Annotated in this window: 18 protein-coding genes; 12 read left to right on the forward strand and 6 right to left on the reverse strand. The window is 74.3% G+C overall.

Annotated elements, in window-relative coordinates:
- Positions 1-41: 41 nt before the first annotated feature.
- From purS to DQ240_RS18170, 4 genes are read left to right on the forward strand one after another with little or no spacing between them, the layout of a single operon-like run.
- The gene (gene purS / locus DQ240_RS18155; protein ID WP_113841036.1) at positions 42-281 is read left to right on the forward strand and encodes a phosphoribosylformylglycinamidine synthase subunit PurS; all 240 of its coding nucleotides are present in this window, start codon (positions 42-44) and stop codon (positions 279-281) included.
- Between the two features lie 10 nt (positions 282-291).
- A complete protein-coding gene (purQ, locus tag DQ240_RS18160) occupies positions 292-963 on the forward strand; it encodes a phosphoribosylformylglycinamidine synthase subunit PurQ (protein WP_113841037.1) in 672 nt (223 codons plus the stop codon).
- Positions 960-3,260 carry a phosphoribosylformylglycinamidine synthase subunit PurL gene (gene purL / locus DQ240_RS18165; protein ID WP_113841038.1) on the forward strand — a complete coding sequence of 767 codons (2,301 nt, stop codon included), beginning with the start codon at positions 960-962 and terminating at the stop codon, positions 3,258-3,260. Before purQ ends, purL begins: the two co-directional genes overlap by 4 nt.
- Positions 3,260-3,646 carry a sterol carrier family protein gene (locus DQ240_RS18170; RefSeq protein WP_113841039.1) on the forward strand — a complete coding sequence of 129 codons (387 nt, stop codon included), beginning with the start codon at positions 3,260-3,262 and terminating at the stop codon, positions 3,644-3,646. The genes purL and DQ240_RS18170 overlap by 1 nt, the downstream gene beginning before the upstream one ends.
- Before the next feature lie 45 nt (positions 3,647-3,691).
- Here the strand turns inward: DQ240_RS18170 and DQ240_RS23715 are convergent, their stop codons facing one another.
- Positions 3,692-3,970: a hypothetical protein gene (locus tag DQ240_RS23715; RefSeq protein WP_199589390.1), complete on the reverse strand. Its 279-nt coding sequence runs from the start codon at positions 3,968-3,970 to the stop codon at positions 3,692-3,694.
- Between the two features lie 296 nt (positions 3,971-4,266).
- Between DQ240_RS23715 and DQ240_RS18180 the strand changes: the two genes are divergently transcribed.
- Positions 4,267-5,253 carry a YafY family protein gene (locus tag DQ240_RS18180; protein WP_199589391.1) on the forward strand — a complete coding sequence of 329 codons (987 nt, stop codon included), beginning with the start codon at positions 4,267-4,269 and terminating at the stop codon, positions 5,251-5,253.
- A gap of 66 nt (positions 5,254-5,319) precedes the next feature.
- Positions 5,320-6,099 (forward strand): thioesterase family protein, encoded by a 780-nt coding sequence (locus DQ240_RS18185; RefSeq protein ID WP_113841040.1) that lies wholly within the window; start codon positions 5,320-5,322, stop codon positions 6,097-6,099.
- Between the two features lies 1 nt (position 6,100).
- On the opposite strand, the gene DQ240_RS23720 is transcribed toward DQ240_RS18185, so the two are convergent.
- On the reverse strand, positions 6,101-6,250 hold the full coding sequence (locus DQ240_RS23720; protein WP_199589392.1) for a hypothetical protein: 150 nt from the start codon (positions 6,248-6,250) through the stop codon (positions 6,101-6,103).
- A complete protein-coding gene (locus DQ240_RS18190; RefSeq protein WP_233498812.1) occupies positions 6,247-7,725 on the reverse strand; it encodes an OFA family MFS transporter in 1,479 nt (492 codons plus the stop codon). The genes DQ240_RS23720 and DQ240_RS18190 overlap by 4 nt, the downstream gene beginning before the upstream one ends.
- 132 nt (positions 7,726-7,857) lie before the next feature.
- Between DQ240_RS18190 and DQ240_RS18195 the strand changes: the two genes are divergently transcribed.
- From DQ240_RS18195 to purM, 5 genes are all read left to right on the forward strand, one after another.
- A complete protein-coding gene (locus DQ240_RS18195; RefSeq protein ID WP_113841041.1) occupies positions 7,858-8,943 on the forward strand; it encodes an S-(hydroxymethyl)mycothiol dehydrogenase in 1,086 nt (361 codons plus the stop codon).
- 2 nt (positions 8,944-8,945) lie between these two features.
- Entirely contained in the window at positions 8,946-9,566 is a 621-nt protein-coding gene (locus tag DQ240_RS18200; protein ID WP_113841042.1) for an MBL fold metallo-hydrolase, read from the forward strand.
- A 78-nt stretch (positions 9,567-9,644) separates the two neighbouring features.
- Entirely contained in the window at positions 9,645-10,337 is a 693-nt protein-coding gene (locus tag DQ240_RS18205) for a hypothetical protein (RefSeq protein WP_113841043.1), read from the forward strand.
- A gap of 94 nt (positions 10,338-10,431) precedes the next feature.
- A complete protein-coding gene (purF, locus tag DQ240_RS18210; RefSeq protein WP_113841044.1) occupies positions 10,432-12,009 on the forward strand; it encodes an amidophosphoribosyltransferase in 1,578 nt (525 codons plus the stop codon).
- A complete protein-coding gene (purM, locus tag DQ240_RS18215) occupies positions 12,006-13,067 on the forward strand; it encodes a phosphoribosylformylglycinamidine cyclo-ligase (RefSeq protein WP_113841045.1) in 1,062 nt (353 codons plus the stop codon). Before purF ends, purM begins: the two co-directional genes overlap by 4 nt.
- 99 nt (positions 13,068-13,166) lie before the next feature.
- Here the strand turns inward: purM and DQ240_RS18220 are convergent, their stop codons facing one another.
- Positions 13,167-13,391, reverse strand: coding sequence for a DUF3073 domain-containing protein (locus DQ240_RS18220; RefSeq protein WP_113841046.1), 225 nt, complete (start codon positions 13,389-13,391; stop codon positions 13,167-13,169).
- A 204-nt stretch (positions 13,392-13,595) separates the two neighbouring features.
- Entirely contained in the window at positions 13,596-14,660 is a 1,065-nt protein-coding gene (locus DQ240_RS18225) for a Glu/Leu/Phe/Val dehydrogenase (protein WP_113841047.1), read from the reverse strand.
- A gap of 222 nt (positions 14,661-14,882) precedes the next feature.
- On the opposite strand from DQ240_RS18225, the gene DQ240_RS18230 reads away from it, so the two are divergent.
- On the forward strand, positions 14,883-16,250 hold the full coding sequence (locus tag DQ240_RS18230; RefSeq protein WP_113841048.1) for a M23 family metallopeptidase: 1,368 nt from the start codon (positions 14,883-14,885) through the stop codon (positions 16,248-16,250).
- Positions 16,251-16,327: 77 nt separating this feature from the next.
- Here the strand turns inward: DQ240_RS18230 and DQ240_RS18235 are convergent, their stop codons facing one another.
- Positions 16,328-16,831 carry a hypothetical protein gene (locus DQ240_RS18235; RefSeq protein WP_147262026.1) on the reverse strand — a complete coding sequence of 168 codons (504 nt, stop codon included), beginning with the start codon at positions 16,829-16,831 and terminating at the stop codon, positions 16,328-16,330.
- Positions 16,832-16,879: the final 48 nt, after the last annotated feature.

The following is a 16,879-nucleotide window of genomic DNA, read 5'->3' on the forward strand; positions in this document are numbered from 1 at the left end:
GGGCGGCGGGGCCCCGGGAGCGGCCCGGTACCCTCGTCGGCGTGTCCCGGGTGGTCGTCGACGTCGTGCTCAAGCCGGAGATCTCCGACCCCCAGGGGCAGGCGGTGCTCGGCGCGCTCGGCCGCCTGGGCCACGGCGGGGTGACCAGCGTCCGCCAGGGCAAGCACTTCGTCCTCGAGGTGGAGGGCACCCCCGACCGGGCGGAGCTCGAGCAGATCGCCCAGACACTGCTCGCCAACCCGGTCATCGAGGACGTCGAGCTGCACCTCCCGACCGACTGAGAGAAGCACAGTGCGCATCGGTGTCATCACCTTCCCGGGCTCCCTGGACGACGTCGACGCCGCTCGCGCGGTGCGCCTGGCCGGCGGGGAGTCCGTCGCGCTGTGGCACGGCGACCACGACCTGAAGGACGTCGACGCCGTCGTCCTCCCCGGCGGGTTCTCCTACGGCGACTACCTCCGCGCCGGCGCCATCGCCGCCCGCTCGCCGCTGATGCAGGACGTCGTCGCGGCCGCGAAGGGCGGTCTGCCGGTGCTCGGCATCTGCAACGGGTTCCAGGTGCTGTGCGAGTCGGGGCTGCTGCCCGGCGCCCTGCACCGCAACGCCCACCTGCACTTCCGCAACCGCGACCAGCAGCTGCGGATCGAGCGTGCCGACACCGCCTGGACCGAGTCCTACGAGCAGGGCCAGACGATCGTCGTCCCGGTCAAGAACGGCGAGGGTCGCTACGTCGCCGCGCCCGCCGACCTCGAGCGGCTGGAGGGCGAGGGCCGGGTCGCCGTCCGCTACGTCGGTCGCAACCCCAACGGCAGCCTCAACGACATCGCCGGGGTGACCAGCGAGAACGGCCGTGTCGTCGGGCTCATGCCGCACCCCGAGCACGCCGTCGAGGACCTCACCGGCCCGAGCACCGACGGCCTCGGCTTCTTCACCAGCGTCCTGAAGGCGGTCGTCGCAGCGTGAGCTCCCTGGACACCGTCGAGCGGGCGACCCAGTCCCCCGACGACGAGCAGCCGTACGCCGAGCTGGGACTCAAGGCCGACGAGTACGCCCGCATCAAGGGCATCCTCGGGCGCCGCCCCACCACCGCCGAGCTGGCCATGTACTCGGTCATGTGGAGCGAGCACTGCTCCTACAAGAGCTCCAAGGTGCACCTGCGCCGCTTCGGCGACCTGCCCCGCAGCGAGGCGCTGCTGGTCGGTATCGGCGAGAACGCCGGCGTGGTCGACGTCGGCGACGGCTACGCGGTGACCTTCAAGGTCGAGTCGCACAACCACCCCAGCTACGTGGAGCCCTACCAGGGCGCGGCCACCGGCGTCGGCGGCATCGTCCGCGACATCCTCACGATGGGCGCCCGCCCGGTCGCCGTCATGGACTCGCTGCGCTTCGGGCGCGCCGACGCCCCCGACACCGCCCGGGTCCTGCCCGGTGTCGTCGCCGGCGTCGGGGGCTACGGCAACTGCCTCGGGCTGCCCAACATCGGCGGCGAGCTGCTGTTCGACGACTGCTACGCGGGCAACCCGCTGGTCAACGCGCTGTGCGTCGGCGTCATGCGGCACGAGGACGTGCACCTGGCCAAGGCCGAGGGCGTCGGCAACAAGGTGATCCTGTTCGGCGCCCGCACCGGCGGCGACGGCATCGGCGGGGTCAGCGTCCTGGCCAGCGAGACCTTCGACGAGACCGGCCCGGCCAAGCGCCCGAGCGTCCAGGTCGGCGACCCCTTCACGGAGAAGCTGCTCATCGAGGCGTGCCTCGAGCTCTTCGCCGCCGACCTCGTCACCGGCATCCAGGACCTCGGCGGCGCCGGCCTCTCCTGCGCGACGAGCGAGCTGGCCAGCGCCGGCACCGGCGGCATGCACGTCGACCTCGAGCGGGTGCCGCTGCGCGACAGCACCCTCACCCCGGCCGAGATCCTGATGAGCGAGTCGCAGGAGCGCATGTGCGCGATCGTCGAGCCGGACAAGGTCGACGCCTTCCTCGCCGTCTGCCGCAAGTGGGACGTGCTGGCCGCCGTCATCGGTGAGGTCACCGACGGCGACCGGCTGACCGTCGACTGGCACGGCGAGCGCATCGTCGACGTCCCGCCGCGCACGGTCGCGCACGAGGGCCCGGTCTACGAGCGGCCGATGGCCCGCCCCGCCGACCTCGACGCGCTGCAGGCCGACGACCCGGCCCGGCTGCCCCGCCCGGCCACGCCGGAGGAGCTCCAGGCCCACTGGCTCGCCGTCGTCGCCAGCCCCGACGGCGCCGACAAGACCTGGGTCACCGAGCAGTACGACCGCTACGTGCGCGGCAACACCGTGCTGGCCCAGCCCGAGGACGCCGGCGTCGTCCGCATCGACGAGGAGAGCTCCCGCGGGATCGCGCTCTCGCTCGACGGCAACGCCCGGTTCGCCCGGCTGGACCCCTACACCGGCGCGCAGCTCAACCTCGCCGAGGCCTACCGCAACGTCGCCGTCTCCGGCGCGACCCCGCTGGCGGTCACGAACTGCCTGAACTTCGGCTCGCCGGAGAACCCCGAGGTCATGTGGCAGTTCGCCGAGGCCGTGCGCGGCCTCGCCGACGGCTGCCGCGAGCTCGGCCTGCCGGTGACCGGTGGCAACGTCAGCCTCTACAACCAGACCGGCGACGTGGCGATCAACCCGACGCCGGTGATCGGCGTGCTGGGCGTGCACCAGGACGTCCGCCGCCGGGTGCCCAGCGGCTGGCGGACCGCGGGGGAGACGGTGCTGCTGCTCGGCACCACCCGCGAGGAACTCGGCGGCTCCGCCTGGGCCAGCGTCGTCCACGGCCACCTCGGCGGCCGCCCGCCGGCGCTGGACCTGGCCGCCGAGAAGGCCCTCGGCGAGCTGCTGGCCGCGCTCGCCCGCGAGGGCCAGGTCACCTCCGCGCACGACCTCGCCGACGGCGGGCTCGCCCAGGCACTCGCCGAGTCGGCGCTGCGCCACGGCCTCGGCGCCCGGCTGACCCTGGACGGCGACCCCTTCGTGGCGCTGTTCAGCGAGTCCGTGGCCCGCGCCGTCGTCACCACCACCGACCCCGAGGCCGTGCGCGCCAGCGCCGAGTGGGCCGGCGTGCAGGTGACCGAGCTCGGCACGACGGGCGGCGACGCGCTCGTCGTCGAGAGCCTGCCCGAGCTGCCGCTCGCCGAGCTCCGCGCCGCCTGGACGGCGACCCTGCCGGCGCTGTTCGGCTCCCCCGAGGCCGCGACCGGGCAGGCCGCCGGCGCCGTTCCCGCGGGGACGGTGCCCACCAGCTGATGGCCGGCACGGCCCCCATCCCCGCCGAGGAGCTGCGCGCCGCCGTCGACGCCGTCCGCCCCTGGCTGGCCGGCGACGCGGAGCAGCCGCCGCGGTCGGTGCTGGGCGCGGCGGTGAAGACCAGCACGCGCTGGCTGGCCCAGCAGGTGCCGGGCCGGTCGGTGGAGCTCCGGGTGCCCCCGCACGTCGCCGTCCAGCTGGTGCCCGGACCGCGGCACACGCGGGGCACCCCGCCCAACGTCGTGGAGACCGACGCGGCCACCTGGCTGCGGCTGGCCACCGGCGCCATGACGTGGGGCGCGGCGCTCGCCGAGGGTCGGGTCAGCGCCAGCGGCAACCGCGCCGACCTGTCCGAGCACCTGCCCCTGCGCCCCCTGCGGCCCTGACGCCCGGGGTGGCCGGCCGTCGTGACCGGCGCCCCCGGGGACAGGTCAGCCGGCGTACGGCGCGGCGACGTCCAGGACCCAGGTCACGCCGAACCGGTCGGTCAGCATGCCCGAGGCCGGGGCCCACTGCGACGGGCCGTAGGTGTCGAGGACGTCGGCGCCGACCACCAGCCGGTCCCACAGCCCGCCGACCTCCTCGACGCTCGTCCCCCGGACGGAGACGAAGAACGGCTGTTCGGTCAGGGTCGTGAACTGCTCCCGACGCGTGGACCCGGCGGCTCCGGCCAGTCCGCCGTCCGTCGTCCCCGGGACGTCGTAGGCCATGACGCTGAACCCCGTTCGGCGCCACGACCTGGCCGAACACCACCTTGCCGGCGTCGGGCAGGTCCGCCGGCATCCCGGCGTCCCCGTACGTGACGACGACGACCTGCCCGCCGAAGACCGAGCCGTAGAACTCGAGCGCCTCGCGGGCCTGCCCGGTGAAGTTCAGGTGGGTGGTGGTCTGGACCGTCATGGCGTGCACTCCTCGTTCGCGCGACCGGAACGTCCCGGCCGTCGAGGAGGAGACTCGCAGCGGTACAGGACAGGGACGGTCCGCTTCTCGCGGCAGACTCAGGGGCGTGCCGACGACCTCAGCGCCGACCACCTCCAGCCGCCTGCTGCGCCTGCTGTCGCTGCTGCAGGCCCGACGCGACTGGCCCGGCTCGCTGCTGGCCGACCGCCTGGAGGTGAGCGACCGCACCGTGCGCCGTGACGTCGACCGGCTCCGCGAGCTCGGCTATCCGATCCGCGCGATCAAGGGACCCGACGGCGGCTACCGCCTCGAGGCCGGCAGCCAACTGCCGCCACTGCTCTTCGACGACGAGCAGGCGGTGGCGATCGCCGTGGCGCTCGCGGCCGTCGCCACGACCGGTGCGGGCGTCGACGAGGCGGCCGACCGGGCCCTCACCACGCTGCGGCAGGTGATGCCCGCGCGGCTGCGGCACCGCGTCGACGGCATCGAGATGACGGCGGTTCCCCGTGATTCCGCCGAGGCGCGGGTGGACCCCACGGTCCTGCTGCACATCGGGTCCGCGGTCCGCGCCCGCGAGGAGCTGCGCTTCGACCATGGGGCGCCCGGGGACGACGCCCGTCCGCCACGGCAGGTGCAGCCGCACCACCTCGTGGCGCGGGGCGGTCGCTGGTACGTGGTGGCGTGGGAGCCCGGTCGGGAGGACTGGCGCGTGTTCCGGGCCGACCGGATGGTGCTGCGCACCCCGAACGGCCCGCGGTTCGCCCCGCGCGAGGTCCCCGGAGGCGACGTCGGTCGCTTCGTGGAAGGCCGGTTCCGCGGAGCCGTGCAGGCGGACCGGTGGCCGTGCGAGGGGGAGGTGGTGCTCTCCAGGCCTGCCGCGGACGTCGTCCCCTTCGCCGGCGACGCCACGGTCGAGCCGCTGGGTCCGGGACGTTGCCGGGTGCGGATGGGCTCGTGGTCCTGGGCCGGACTGGCCGCGGCGCTGGCTCGCTTCGACGCCGACGTGGAGGTGCTCGGGCCCCCCGCGCTCCGGGAGGCGTTCGGGGATCTCGCCGTCCGTGCCGCTCGAGCCGCGGGGACCTCAGGTGGATGACCCCGGCCGAGCGCCCGGTCGCCGCGTGCGAGAGTGCGACATCGCCCGCTGCCCCACGGAGGTGTCATGGAGGCGTCGTTCACGCCGGACGGCGACCGGCTGGTGCCGGCGCCCCCGGCTCGCAGCCCCTGGTCGGACGAGATGGTCAACGGCCACCACGTCGGCGGGCTGGTCGCCTGGGCCGTGCAGCGGGACTCGCCCGACCCCGACCTGCAACTCGCCCGGCTGACGGTCGACATGGTGCGACCGGTGCCGATGCGTCCGCTGCGGGTGCTCACCCGCCGGGTCCGCGACGGCCGGCGGCTGACCGCGTTCGACGTGAGCGTCGTCGACGGCGACGTCGAGGTGGCCCGGGGCTCGGCGCTGCTGCTGCGCCGCTCGGAGCACCCGGGTGGCGAGCCGTGGGCCCCGGAGGCGTGGGACGTCCCGCCGCCCGAGGCGTTCGAGGGAGCCACCGGCGGCGCGATGTCGTTCGAGATCCGGCGGATCGACGACTGGAACGGCCGCCGGGGCCGGGTGTGGCTGCGGGAGCGGACCGAGTTCGTCGCGGGGGAGCCCCTGACGCCGATGCTGCGGGCCGCGCTCATGGCCGACTTCGCCAACCCGCTGGGCAACTCCGGCGGATCGGGCCTGGAGTTCATCAACGCCGACCTGACGCTGTACCTGGCGCGGGACCCGCGCGGCGAGTGGATCGGCATGGAGTCCGCCGGCCACGTGGGCGCCGACGGTATCGGGGCCGGGACGGCGTGGATGTACGACCGCGACGGCCGGATCGGGCACTGCGTCGCCGCCGCGCTGGCCGATCCCCGGATCCTGAGCCGCTACGAGGCGCCCGCGCAGCGCTGAGTCACCCGCCGAAGAGGTCCAGCGCCGTCCTGACCGTCTGGTAGAGCCCGTACGCCAGCGGCACCCCGACCAGCGTCCAGGCGAACGCGATCAGGCCGGTCGGTGTGTGGACGGGCCGCTGGCCGTTCTGGGAGGGAGCCGGGGTGCTCATCGGGCGGCGCTCCGTTCGGGGGTCGGGGCGCCCTCGGCGCCGGGGGCCTTCGGCTCGTGCCACTTCGCGGCGACCGGCTTCACCAGGAGGTTGGCGACGAACCCGACCGCCAGCAGGCCGACCATGATGAACAGCGCCGGCCGGTAGTCGCCGGCCTGCAGGGTGCCGGGCTCGCCCTGGGTGTCCAGGACGCCGTTGACGATGAGCGGTCCGGCGACGCCCGCCGCCGCCCACGCGGTCAGCAGCCGGCCGTGGATGGCGCCCACCTGGTAGGTGCCGAACAGGTCGCGCAGGTACGCCGGGACGGTGGCGAACCCGCCGCCGTAGAACGAGATGATCACCGCGGCCAGGATCACGAACAGCCACGTGGCGCTGCTGCCGACGGTGGCCAGGCCGATGTAGAGGAGCAGCCCCACGCCGAGGTAGATCATGTAGTTGGGCTTGCGGCCGAGGAAGTCCGACGTCGAGGACCAGACGAACCGGCCGGCCATGTTGAACAGCGACAGGACGCCGACGAACCCGGTGGCCGCGGTCAGGGCGACGCTGGAGTCGCCGGCGTCGTCGCGGAAGAAGTCCTGGATCATCGGGCTGGCCTGCTCGAGGATGCCGATCCCGGCCGTGACGTTGCAGAACAGCACGATCCACAGCAGCCAGAACTGCGGGGTCTTGATCGCGTTGGCCGCCGAGACGCTCTCGGTGGTCACGAGCGCCTTCTGCTTCACCGAGGAGGGGTCCCAGCCGTCGGGCTTCCAGCCCTCCGCGGGCACCCGGATGATCGTCGCCCCGAAGAGCATGAAGAACAGGTAGACGACGCCGAGGGTGAGGAAGAGCAGCGCCACGGCGTTGCCGCCGGGGACCGTGCCCGCCGTCCCGTCGTAGTCGGGGTCGTAGAGGTCCATCAGCTGCCGTGACAGCGGCGAGGCGATGAGGGCGCCGCCCCCGAAGCCCATGATCGCCATGCCGGTGGCCAGGCCCGGCCGGTCCGGGAACCACTTGATCAGCGTCGACACCGGCGAGATGTAGCCGATGCCCAGACCGATGCCGCCGATGACGCCGTAGCCCAGATACAGCAGCCACAGCTGGTCGGTGGCGATGCCCAGCGCTCCGACGAGGAACCCGGTGGACCAGCAGATCGCCGAGACGAACATCGCCGCGCGGGGGCCGTTGCGGTCGACCCAGGTGCCGAACACCGCGGCGGACAGCCCGAGCATGACGATCGCGATGGAGAAGACGATGCCGATCGCCGTCTGGCTGACCTGGAAGTCCTCGACCAGCGCGGTCTTGTAGACGCTCGTGGCGTACGCCTGGCCGATGCACAGGTGGACGGCCAGCGCGGCCGGCGGGATGAGCCAGCGGTTGAACCCCGGGGCGGGCGACGATGCGCTCGCGCGCCAGGAAGCTCGGCACTGCCACGGGCTGACCTCCGCCGGTCGGACTCCCGGGAGCCCCGGGCGGCGGCCCGTGACGCCGGTCACGGACCGCCAGGGACGCTACGGCCGCTTCCGTTCCGCCGCCTGTCGAAGGCGGTGCACCACCCGGTCGTGGGCCAGCGTCCGTCCGCCGCCCGCGAGGGGTGGCCGGAGCCGGGTGCTCCTAGGCTCGGGGGCATGGCCTACGAGGTGAAGGGCGTCGTCGCCCGTGGCAAGGGTGCCCCCGTCAGCATCGAGACGATCGTCGTGCCGGACCCCGGGCCGGGGGAGGCCGTCGTCGACGTCCAGGCCTGCGGGGTGTGCCACACCGACCTGCACTACCGCGACGGCGGCATCAACGACGACTTCCCGTTCCTGCTGGGCCACGAGGCCGCCGGCACGGTCGCGGCGGTGGGGGAGGGCGTCACCAACGTCGCGGTCGGCGACTTCGTCGTCCTGAACTGGCGGGCGGTCTGCGGTCAGTGCCGGGCCTGTCTCAAGGGCGAGCCGCAGTACTGCTTCGACACCCACAACGCCGCGCAGAAGATGACGCTGACCGACGGCACCGAGCTGTCGCCGGCGCTGGGCATCGGCGCCTTCGTCGAGAAGACGCTGGTCCACTCCGGCCAGTGCACCAAGGTGGACCCGCAGGCCCCGGCCACGGCGGCCGGCCTGCTCGGCTGCGGCGTCATGGCCGGCGTCGGCGCGGCGATCAACACCGGCGGGGTCCGCCGCGGTGAGTCGGTCGCGGTCTTCGGCTGCGGTGGCGTCGGTGACGCGGCGATCGCCGGCGCGAAGCTGGCCGGGGCGACGACGATCGTGGCCGTCGACATCGACGACCGGAAACTGGAGTGGGCGCGGCAGTTCGGCGCCACCCACACCGTCAACTCCCGGGAGACCGACGCCGTCGAGGCGATCAAGGCCGCCACCGGCGGCTTCGGGGTCGACGTCGCCATCGACGCCGTCGGCCACCCGGCGGTGTTCGAGCAGGCCTTCTACGCCCGCGACCTCGCCGGCCGGGTCGTGCTGGTCGGCGTCCCCACGCCCGACATGAAGATCGGACTCCCGCTCATCGAGGTGTTCGGCCGCGGTGGGGCGCTGAAGTCCTCCTGGTACGGCGACTGCCTGCCGTCGCGCGACTTCCCGATGCTGGTCGACCTCTACCTGCAGGGCCGGTTCCCGCTCGACGACTTCGTCAGCGAGACGATCGGGCTGGACTCCGTGGAGTCGGCGTTCGAGAAGATGCACAAGGGCGAGGTCCTGCGCTCGGTCGTGGTGTTCTGACCATGGGCGCACGCATCGACAAGACCGTGATCAGCGGCGTCTTCAGCCTCGACGGGCAGGACTTCGACGTCGACAACAACGTCTGGCTGGTGGGCGACGACACCCACGTGCTCGTCATCGACGCCCCGCACCGGCCGGAGCCGATCATCGAGGCGGTCGGCGGCCGGACGGTGGCCGGCATCGTGCTCACCCACGGGCACAACGACCACATCACCGCCGCCGTGGCCCTGCGCGAGGCCGTCGACGCCCCGATCTGGTTCCCCGCCGCCGACCGGATGCTGTGGGACATGGTCTACGGCCAGAGCCAGCCGGCCGCCGACCCCGACCGCGACCTCCCCGAGGGGACGACGTTCCGGATCGCCGGCTCGACGCTGGTCGCGCTGCACACCCCCGGCCACTCACCGGGCAGCACCTGCCTGCACTCCGCCGACCTGAACACCGTCTTCACCGGCGACACGCTGTTCTGCGGCGGGCCCGGGGCCACCGGCCGGTCGTTCAGCGACCACCCGACGATCGTCGCCTCGATCCGGTCGAAGCTGCTCACGCTGCACGGCGACACCGTCGTCCGGACCGGGCACGGGGACGACACGACCATCGCTGCGGAGCTGCGCACGGTCCACTGAGCGGTCGAGCAGGGCGGGCAGCCGGTACGGGGGACGAGTGGAGCGACGGTGGACGGCGGGACCGGAGTAGGAACCGGGATGGGTGACGGCGGCGACCGGCCGGCCGGTGGGCGGCACCGGGCACCGGAGCCGATGCAGTCCGCGCCTCCGGTGCCGCCGCCCGCACCGGTGCCGGCCCCGGCGCCGGTGGAGTCGCCCGCCCCCGTCCCGCCAGCGGCTCCGGCTCCCCGGCGGGAGTCCCGGGAGCACTCCGGGTCGTTCCCGGGGCGCTGGCTGGCCTGGATGCTGGCCGGCTTCCTCGTCGTCGGCGGTGGGCTGGTCGCCGGTTACGCCGCGATCGGCGATCCCGGGGCGCCCGCCGCGGACACCGGCTCGGCCGGCCCGTCGCCGTCGTCGTCCTCCCGGACCACGGGCAGCGGCGAGGCAGGCACGACGGCCGCGTCGGAGCTGCCGGCGCCCGTCGTCCCGCCGTGCGACGGCTCCTACGTGCTCATCGTGGGCAGCGTGACCACGCCGATCGGCTACCAGGACGCCGTGGTGCGGCTGCTCGACGCCACCCCCGGCGCGCAGTGGTTCACCACGGAGGGCACCTGCGGTTCGCTGCGGGACCGGTCGGACGGCGGCACGTTGATCCACACCGTCTACCTCGGGCCGTTCCCGACCGCGGAGGCCGCGCTGGCCTCCTGCGCGGCGGGCCCGGCCGACGCGTACGCCAAACGCCTCGACGACGGCACCGGAGGAGCGGACGACGGCGTGGTGACCTGCGGCTGAACCGGTCGCGCGGCGGGTCCGACGCGCCGCGGGTGTGGCGTGGATCCCTCGGTCGGGCACCCGTACCGGACGGCGCACCGGTACTCTCGCACGAGTGCCTCGCGGAGACGGACGGCTGACGCACGACCTCGACCCCCACTCACCCGGACCCCAGGACGCCTGTGGCGTCTTCGGCGTCTGGGCGCCGGGGGAGGAGGTCGCCAAGCTCACCTACTTCGGCCTGTACGCCCTCCAGCACCGCGGTCAGGAGGCGGCGGGGATCGCGGTCTCCGACGGCGCCTCGGTCGTGGTCTACAAGGACCTGGGCCTGGTCAGCCAGGTGTTCGACGAGGCGACCCTCGGCAGCCTGCGCGGCCACATCGCCGTCGGCCACACCCGGTACTCGACCACCGGCTCCTCCACCTGGGAGAACGCGCAGCCGACCTTCCGCACCACCGACGCGGGCACCGGCCTGGCGCTCTGCCACAACGGCAACCTCGTGAACACCGCGGAGCTGGCCAGCAAGGCCGCCGACGCCGGGGTCCGGGGCGCGTTCACCGCCAGCACCGACTCCGACCTGGTCACCTCGCTGATCGCCGCGCGGCCGGATCTGTCGGTGGAGGCGGCCGCGATGGAGGTCCTCCCGCAGCTGCGCGGCGCCTTCAGCCTGACGTTCATGGACGAGGACACCCTCTACGCCGCCCGTGACCCGCAGGGTGTGCGGCCGCTGGTCCTCGGCCGGCTGGAGCGCGGCTGGGTCGTGGCCAGCGAGACGGCCGCGCTCGACATCGTCGGCGCATCCGTGGTGCGCGAGGTCGAGCCCGGCGAGCTCATCGCCATCGACGCCGACGGCCTGCGCAGCCAGCACTTCGCCGCGGCCGAGCCCAAGGGCTGCGTCTTCGAGTACGTCTACCTGGCCCGCCCCGACACGACGATCTCCGGTCGCGGCGTGCACGCCGCCCGCGTCGAGATCGGGCGCCGGCTGGCCAAGGAGCACCCGGTCGAGGCCGACCTCGTCATCCCGGTGCCGGAGTCCGGCACGCCGGCCGCGGTCGGGTACGCCGAGGCCAGCGGCATCCCCTACGGGCTGGGCCTGGTCAAGAACTCCTACGTGGGCCGGACCTTCATCCAGCCCAGCCAGACGATCCGCCAGCTGGGCATCCGGCTGAAGCTCAACCCGCTGCGCGACGTCATCCGCGGCAAGCGACTGGTCGTCGTCGACGACTCGATCGTCCGCGGCAACACCCAGCGCGCCCTCATCCGCATGCTCCGCGAGGCCGGCGCGGTCGAGGTGCACGTGCGGATCGCGTCCCCGCCGGTGAAGTGGCCGTGCTTCTACGGCATCGACTTCGCCAGCCGCGCCGAGCTGATCGCCAACGGGCTGGAGCTGGACGGCGTGCGGGCGTCGATCAACGCCGACTCCCTGGGCTACGTCTCCGAGCAGGGGCTGATCGCGGCCACCGAGCAGCCGGCCAACCGGCTGTGCACCGCCTGCTTCACCGGTGAGTACCCGATCGACCTCGGCGAGACCGACGTGCTGGGCAAGCACGTGCTCGAGTCTCTCCCGGCCCACCCCGGCCGCACGCCGATGCCGCGGCCCGACGCCTCGCGCGCCGTGACCGGCTGGACCGGTCAGCAGGCCGGCAGCGCCACCGTGCCCGGCGGTGCGGACGACGCCCTCAGCCGCCCGTGAGCGACCCGCAGTTCACCTACGCCGCCAGCGGCGTCGACATCGACGCCGGTGAGCGCGCCGTCACGCTGATGCGCAGCGCCGTCGAGCGCACCAACCGGCCCGAGGTCGTCGGCGGGCTCGGGGGCTTCGCCGGGCTCTTCGCACTCGACGTGGCGAAGTACCGGCGGCCGCTGCTCGCGTCGTCGACCGATGGCGTCGGCACGAAGATCGCGCTGGCCCGCCAGCTGGACCGGCACGACACCGTCGGCATCGACCTGGTCGCCATGGTCGTCGACGACCTGGTCGCCTGCGGCGCCGAGCCGCTGTTCCTGCAGGACTACGTCGCCTGCGGGCGCGTGGTGCCCGAGCGGATCGCCGCGATCGTCACCGGCATCGCCGAGGGCTGCACCCGGTCCGGCGCGGCGCTGGTCGGCGGGGAGACCGCCGAGCACGGCGACCTCATGGCGCCCGACGACTACGACCTCGCGGCCACCGCGGTCGGGGTCGTGGAGGCCGACGCGGTGCTGGGCCCGGAGCGGGTGCGCGCCGGTGACGTCGTCGTGGCGATGGGGTCGTCGGGCTTCCACTCCAACGGCTACTCGCTGGTGCGGAAGGTCGTCGCGAGCGCCGGCCTGGACCTCACCGGCACCCCGGCCGGGCTCGACCGCCCGCTGGGCGACGTGCTGCTGGAGCCGACGCGCATCTACGCCCTGGACTGCCTCGCGCTGGTCGAGGAGCTCGGTGTCGACGGCGTGCACGCGTTCGCCCACATCACCGGCGGCGGGCTGGCCGGCAACACCGTCCGGGTCGTGCCCGACGGCGCCGAGGCCGTGCTCGACCGCGCCACCTGGGAGCTGCCTGCGGTGGTGCACCTGCTCGAGGAGCACGGCGTGCCGCGCGCGGAGTCCGAGCGGGCGTTCAACTGCGGCGTCGGCATGGTCGCCGTCGTCGCCGCCGAGGCCGCCGACCGGGTCGTCGCCCAGCTCACCGGGCGCGGGGTGCCCGCCTGGGTCGCCGGCACCGTGCAGGACGCCGCGGGAGCGCCCGCGAGCGCCCGCCTGGTGGGCGGCTACCGCTAGCGGGTCGCCGGCCCCCGCCCGGGGCCGGTCTCGCGGACAGGACGACGCCACCGCCGTCCCCGGTCGGGGACAGCGGTGGCAGTCAGGCTCGGCCGCTGGTCAGCGGCTGGTGGCCCAGTCGTCGTCCGAGTCGTCGTCCGCCCAGCGGTCGGCGTACTCGTCGTCGTCCTCGTCGTCGTCGTCCTTCGCCGCGTGCGACGGCGTGTAGGTCGACGGAGATCCGGCCAGTTCGCGCTGGAGCGCGGAGAGGTCGGTGTTGGGTGAGCTGTACTTGAGCTCACGGGCCACGCGTGTCTGCTTGGCCTTCGCTCGGCCGCGCCCCATCGGCTCGACCCCCTCGTTACGGAGTACGGGAGCCCAGCTCCGGGCTGAGCGGCCCGCCTGGCGACCCCGACTGAGTGACTGTGTCTCGATCGAGCTTACGACACGCGTCGGCGGCGGGCACACGTCCTCCCCCCGGGGTCGCCCGTCCGGGCGCAGGAGGCGGGCCGTTCCGCGGTGGAGCCGGCTCCGGGTGTGACCAGCGCCTCAGCGCGGCAGCCGGATGGTGGCCAGCCGGCCGACCGAGCGGATGCGCTCCTCGGCCAGCCGGTCGGCGGCCACGGCGGGGGAGACGCCGGCGTCCTCGGCCGCCCGCAGGACCCGCAGCGTGACGTCGAAGATGCCCGCCGCCCGCGCCTCGGCCCGCGCGAAGGAGAAGCCGTGCCGCTCGTCCTCGACCTGGATGACGCCGCCGGCGTTCACCAGGTAGTCCGGGGCGTAGAGGACGCCGCGCTCCTGCAGCGCCGCGGCGGTCCCCGGACCGGCCAGCTGGTTGTTCGCACCGCCGCAGACGATCTCGGCCTGCAGGGCGGCGACCGTGTCGTCGTCGAGCGCCCCGCCGAGGGCGCACGGCGCGTAGACGTCGGCGGGGGTGCGCACCAGGGTCCGCGTGTCGGCCACGGCCTCGACCTGCGGGTGCCGGGCGCGGACCCGCTCCACGGCGTCGGTGTCGACGTCGGTGACGACGACGGAGGCGCCGTCCTCGACGAGCCGGTCGACCAGCCAGCTGCCGACCTTGCCGACGCCGGCGACCGCGACCCGGCGGCCGGACAGGGTCGGTGCACCCCAGCGGTGCTCGGCGGCGGCGCGCATCCCCTGGAAGACGCCGTAGGCGGTGAGCACGGAGGAGTCCCCGCACCCGCCCATGGCCAGCGACCGCCCGTGGGCGAACCGGGTCTCCCGGGCGACGACGTCGAGGTCGGCGTTGTTCGTCCCCACGTCGCAGGCGGTGAGGTACCGGCCGCCCAGTGCCTCGACGAAGCGGCCGTAGGCGCGCAGCAGGGCCTCGGTCTTGTGGGTGCGCGGATCGCCGATGATCACGCCCTTGCCGCCCCCGAGGTCGAGGCCGGCCAGGCTGTTCTTGTAGGCCATCGCCGTCGACAGGGCCAGGGCGTCGGCGACCGCCTCGGCCTCGCTCGCGTAGGGGTGGAAGCGGGTGCCGCCGAGGGCCGGCCCCAGTGCCGTCGAGTAGACGGCGATCACCGCCCGCAGCCCCGACTCCGGATCGGAGCAGAAGACGACCTGTTCGTGACCGGAGCCGAAGACGTCCACGGCCCGAGCCTATTTCGGCGCGGTGTACCGCGGATCACCCGGGAGAAATCTGCGGCACGGGCTCAAGGTCACCCGGATTGGTGACGACAACGAGTGGGACAGAAGTGAACCGGGTGCTCGATGAGCACGGTGTGGTCACGGTGCCGCGTGTTGCGCCGGTGACGGACAGTCACGGCGCCACGCTGCTCCGGCTCACCCCCCTCTTCCCCAGGGAGCGAACGCATGTCGCAGGCCACCGCCTCCGGGCGCGAGACGACCGAGGTCCGGGCCCGTTCCGGGCTCCGCCGTCGCCGCGGCCTGCGCATGGCCGTGGCCGGGGTGCTCGCCGGGGCGGTGCTCCTCGGCTCCGCGGCCCCCGCGCTGGCGGTCCCGGCCCCGCCGTCGAACCCCACCGACGACCAGATCGCCAGCGCCCGCGCCCAGCAGGACGCCGCCGCTGCCGAGGTCGGCCGGATCGCCGCCCTCGTGGCCGGTGCGGAGGCCGAGCTCGAGCGGCTCAACGTGCTCGCCGAGGCCGCCGGCACGGCCTTCCTCGCCGCCGAGGAGGCACGCGTGGTCGCCCAGGCCGCCGCCGACGAGGCCGCCGCCCAGCTGCAGGCCGCGGCCGACGCCGTCGCCGCCGCGCAGAGCCGGATCGGCGAGTTCGCCCGCACCAGCTACATGAACGGCAGCCGGCTCACCACCACGCAGGCGCTCCTCGACGCCGAGGGCCCGGCCGAGCTGATCCAGCGCGCGGCGCTGCTGGAGTACGTGGGCGACACCCAGGTCGACGTCCTCGACTCCCTGGAGCTGGCCCGCGTGCAGCAGGCCAACGCCGAGTCCCAGGCCCGTGCCACCCGTGACGCCGCGGCCGCCGCTGAGGCGCAGGCCGCGGAGGCCAAGCAGGCCGCCGACGACCAGGCGGCCACCCAGGCGGCCGCCTACAGCGAGGTCGCCGCCCAGAAGGCCCAGTACGACCAGCAGCTCGAGGCCGCGAACATCCTGCTGCTCCAGCTGCAGGGGGCGCGTGACGCCTACCAGCAGTGGCAGCAGCAGAAGGCCGCGGAAGAGGCCGCGGCCCGTGCCGCGGCCGAGCAGGCGGCGCGCGAGGCGGCTGCTGCCGCTGCCGCTGCCCGGGCGCAGGCCCAGAGCGGCGGGAGCGGGAGCGGCGGGGGCGGGGGCGGCAGCGCCGCGTCCGGCGGCAGCGGTCCCTACGTCAAGCCGACCTCCGGCCGGACCTCCAGCTGCTTCGGCTCGCGCTGGGGCTCGCTGCACGGCGGCGTCGACATCGCCGCGCCGATCGGTACGCCGATCTACGCCGCGCACAGCGGCGTGGTGGTGCGGGCCGGCGCGGCCACCGGGTTCGGCCTCGCGGTCTACATCAAGGGCGACGACGGCGCGGTCACCGTCTACGGCCACGTCAACGACTACTTCGTCCGCGCCGGCGAGCGGGTGTCGGCCGGCGAGCAGATCGCCGAGGTCGGCAACCGCGGTCAGTCGACCGGCCCGCACCTGCACTTCGAGGTGCACCCCGGCGGCGCCACCCACGGCGGCCAGGTCGACCCCGTCCCGTGGCTGCGCGCCCGCGGGGTCAGCATCAGCGGCTGCTGACCACCCCCCTCCCGACACGAGAGCGGCCCGCCACCCCGACGGGGTGGCGGGCCGCTCCGCTCAGTGAGGGCGGTCGATCAGGAGCAGTTGGCGCTGCCGAACTCGTCGACGGCCTGCCCGGACGGACCGGTGAAGGCGGCCTGGAACTCCTCGTTGGCCGCCTGGAACTGCTGCAGGCCCTCCGGCGTGGCCAGGTCCACGGAGCTGCCGACCTCGACCCAGTTGCGGAGCGCGTCGCCCAGCAGGGCCCAGTCGTCGGCGATCTCCGCCGGGGGCTCGGCGGCGTCGAAGGTCTGCGACGCCACGCCCAGCTGCTGGATGATCTGCGCCGGGTCGCTGGCCGACTGCACCGCCGTCAGGTCGCTGACGAACGCCTCGGCGTCGGCGCAGAACGCCGCCAGCTCCTCGTCGCCGCCGGAGCTCTCGCTCGTCTCGGACGAGGAGGAGCTGCTGGAGCTGGAGCTCGAGGAGGAGGACGAGGACGAGCTGTCGTTGTCGTCGTCACCACCGCAGCCGGCCAGGAAGAGGACGGCGGCGGCCGTGGCGACCATGGGAGGGGCCAGGCGTCGGAGAGCGCGCATGGGTCAGGACCGTAGTGGTCCGGCGCGCTGCCTGCTGTCACCCGCTAG

It is taken from the genome of Blastococcus sp. TF02A-26, from assembly GCF_003319125.1.
Taxonomy (GTDB): Bacteria; Actinomycetota; Actinomycetes; order Mycobacteriales; family Geodermatophilaceae; genus Trujillonella.

Coding starts and splice junctions, on each gene's coding strand:
- DQ240_RS23720 (WP_199589392.1), bottom strand. CDS start 6,250: ATGAGCACCCCGGCTCCCTCCCAGAACGGCCAGCGGCCCGTCCACACA.
- DQ240_RS18220 (WP_113841046.1), bottom strand. CDS start 13,391: ATGGGGCGCGGCCGAGCGAAGGCCAAGCAGACACGCGTGGCCCGTGAG.
- DQ240_RS18170 (WP_113841039.1), top strand. CDS start 3,260: ATGGCCGGCACGGCCCCCATCCCCGCCGAGGAGCTGCGCGCCGCCGTC.
- DQ240_RS18185 (WP_113841040.1), top strand. CDS start 5,320: ATGGAGGCGTCGTTCACGCCGGACGGCGACCGGCTGGTGCCGGCGCCC.
- DQ240_RS18195 (WP_113841041.1), top strand. CDS start 7,858: ATGGCCTACGAGGTGAAGGGCGTCGTCGCCCGTGGCAAGGGTGCCCCC.
- DQ240_RS18205 (WP_113841043.1), top strand. CDS start 9,645: ATGGGTGACGGCGGCGACCGGCCGGCCGGTGGGCGGCACCGGGCACCG.
- DQ240_RS18235 (WP_147262026.1), bottom strand. CDS start 16,831: ATGCGCGCTCTCCGACGCCTGGCCCCTCCCATGGTCGCCACGGCCGCC.
- DQ240_RS18230 (WP_113841048.1), top strand. CDS start 14,883: ATGTCGCAGGCCACCGCCTCCGGGCGCGAGACGACCGAGGTCCGGGCC.
- DQ240_RS18200 (WP_113841042.1), top strand. CDS start 8,946: ATGGGCGCACGCATCGACAAGACCGTGATCAGCGGCGTCTTCAGCCTC.
- DQ240_RS23715 (WP_199589390.1), bottom strand. CDS start 3,970: ATGGCCTACGACGTCCCGGGGACGACGGACGGCGGACTGGCCGGAGCC.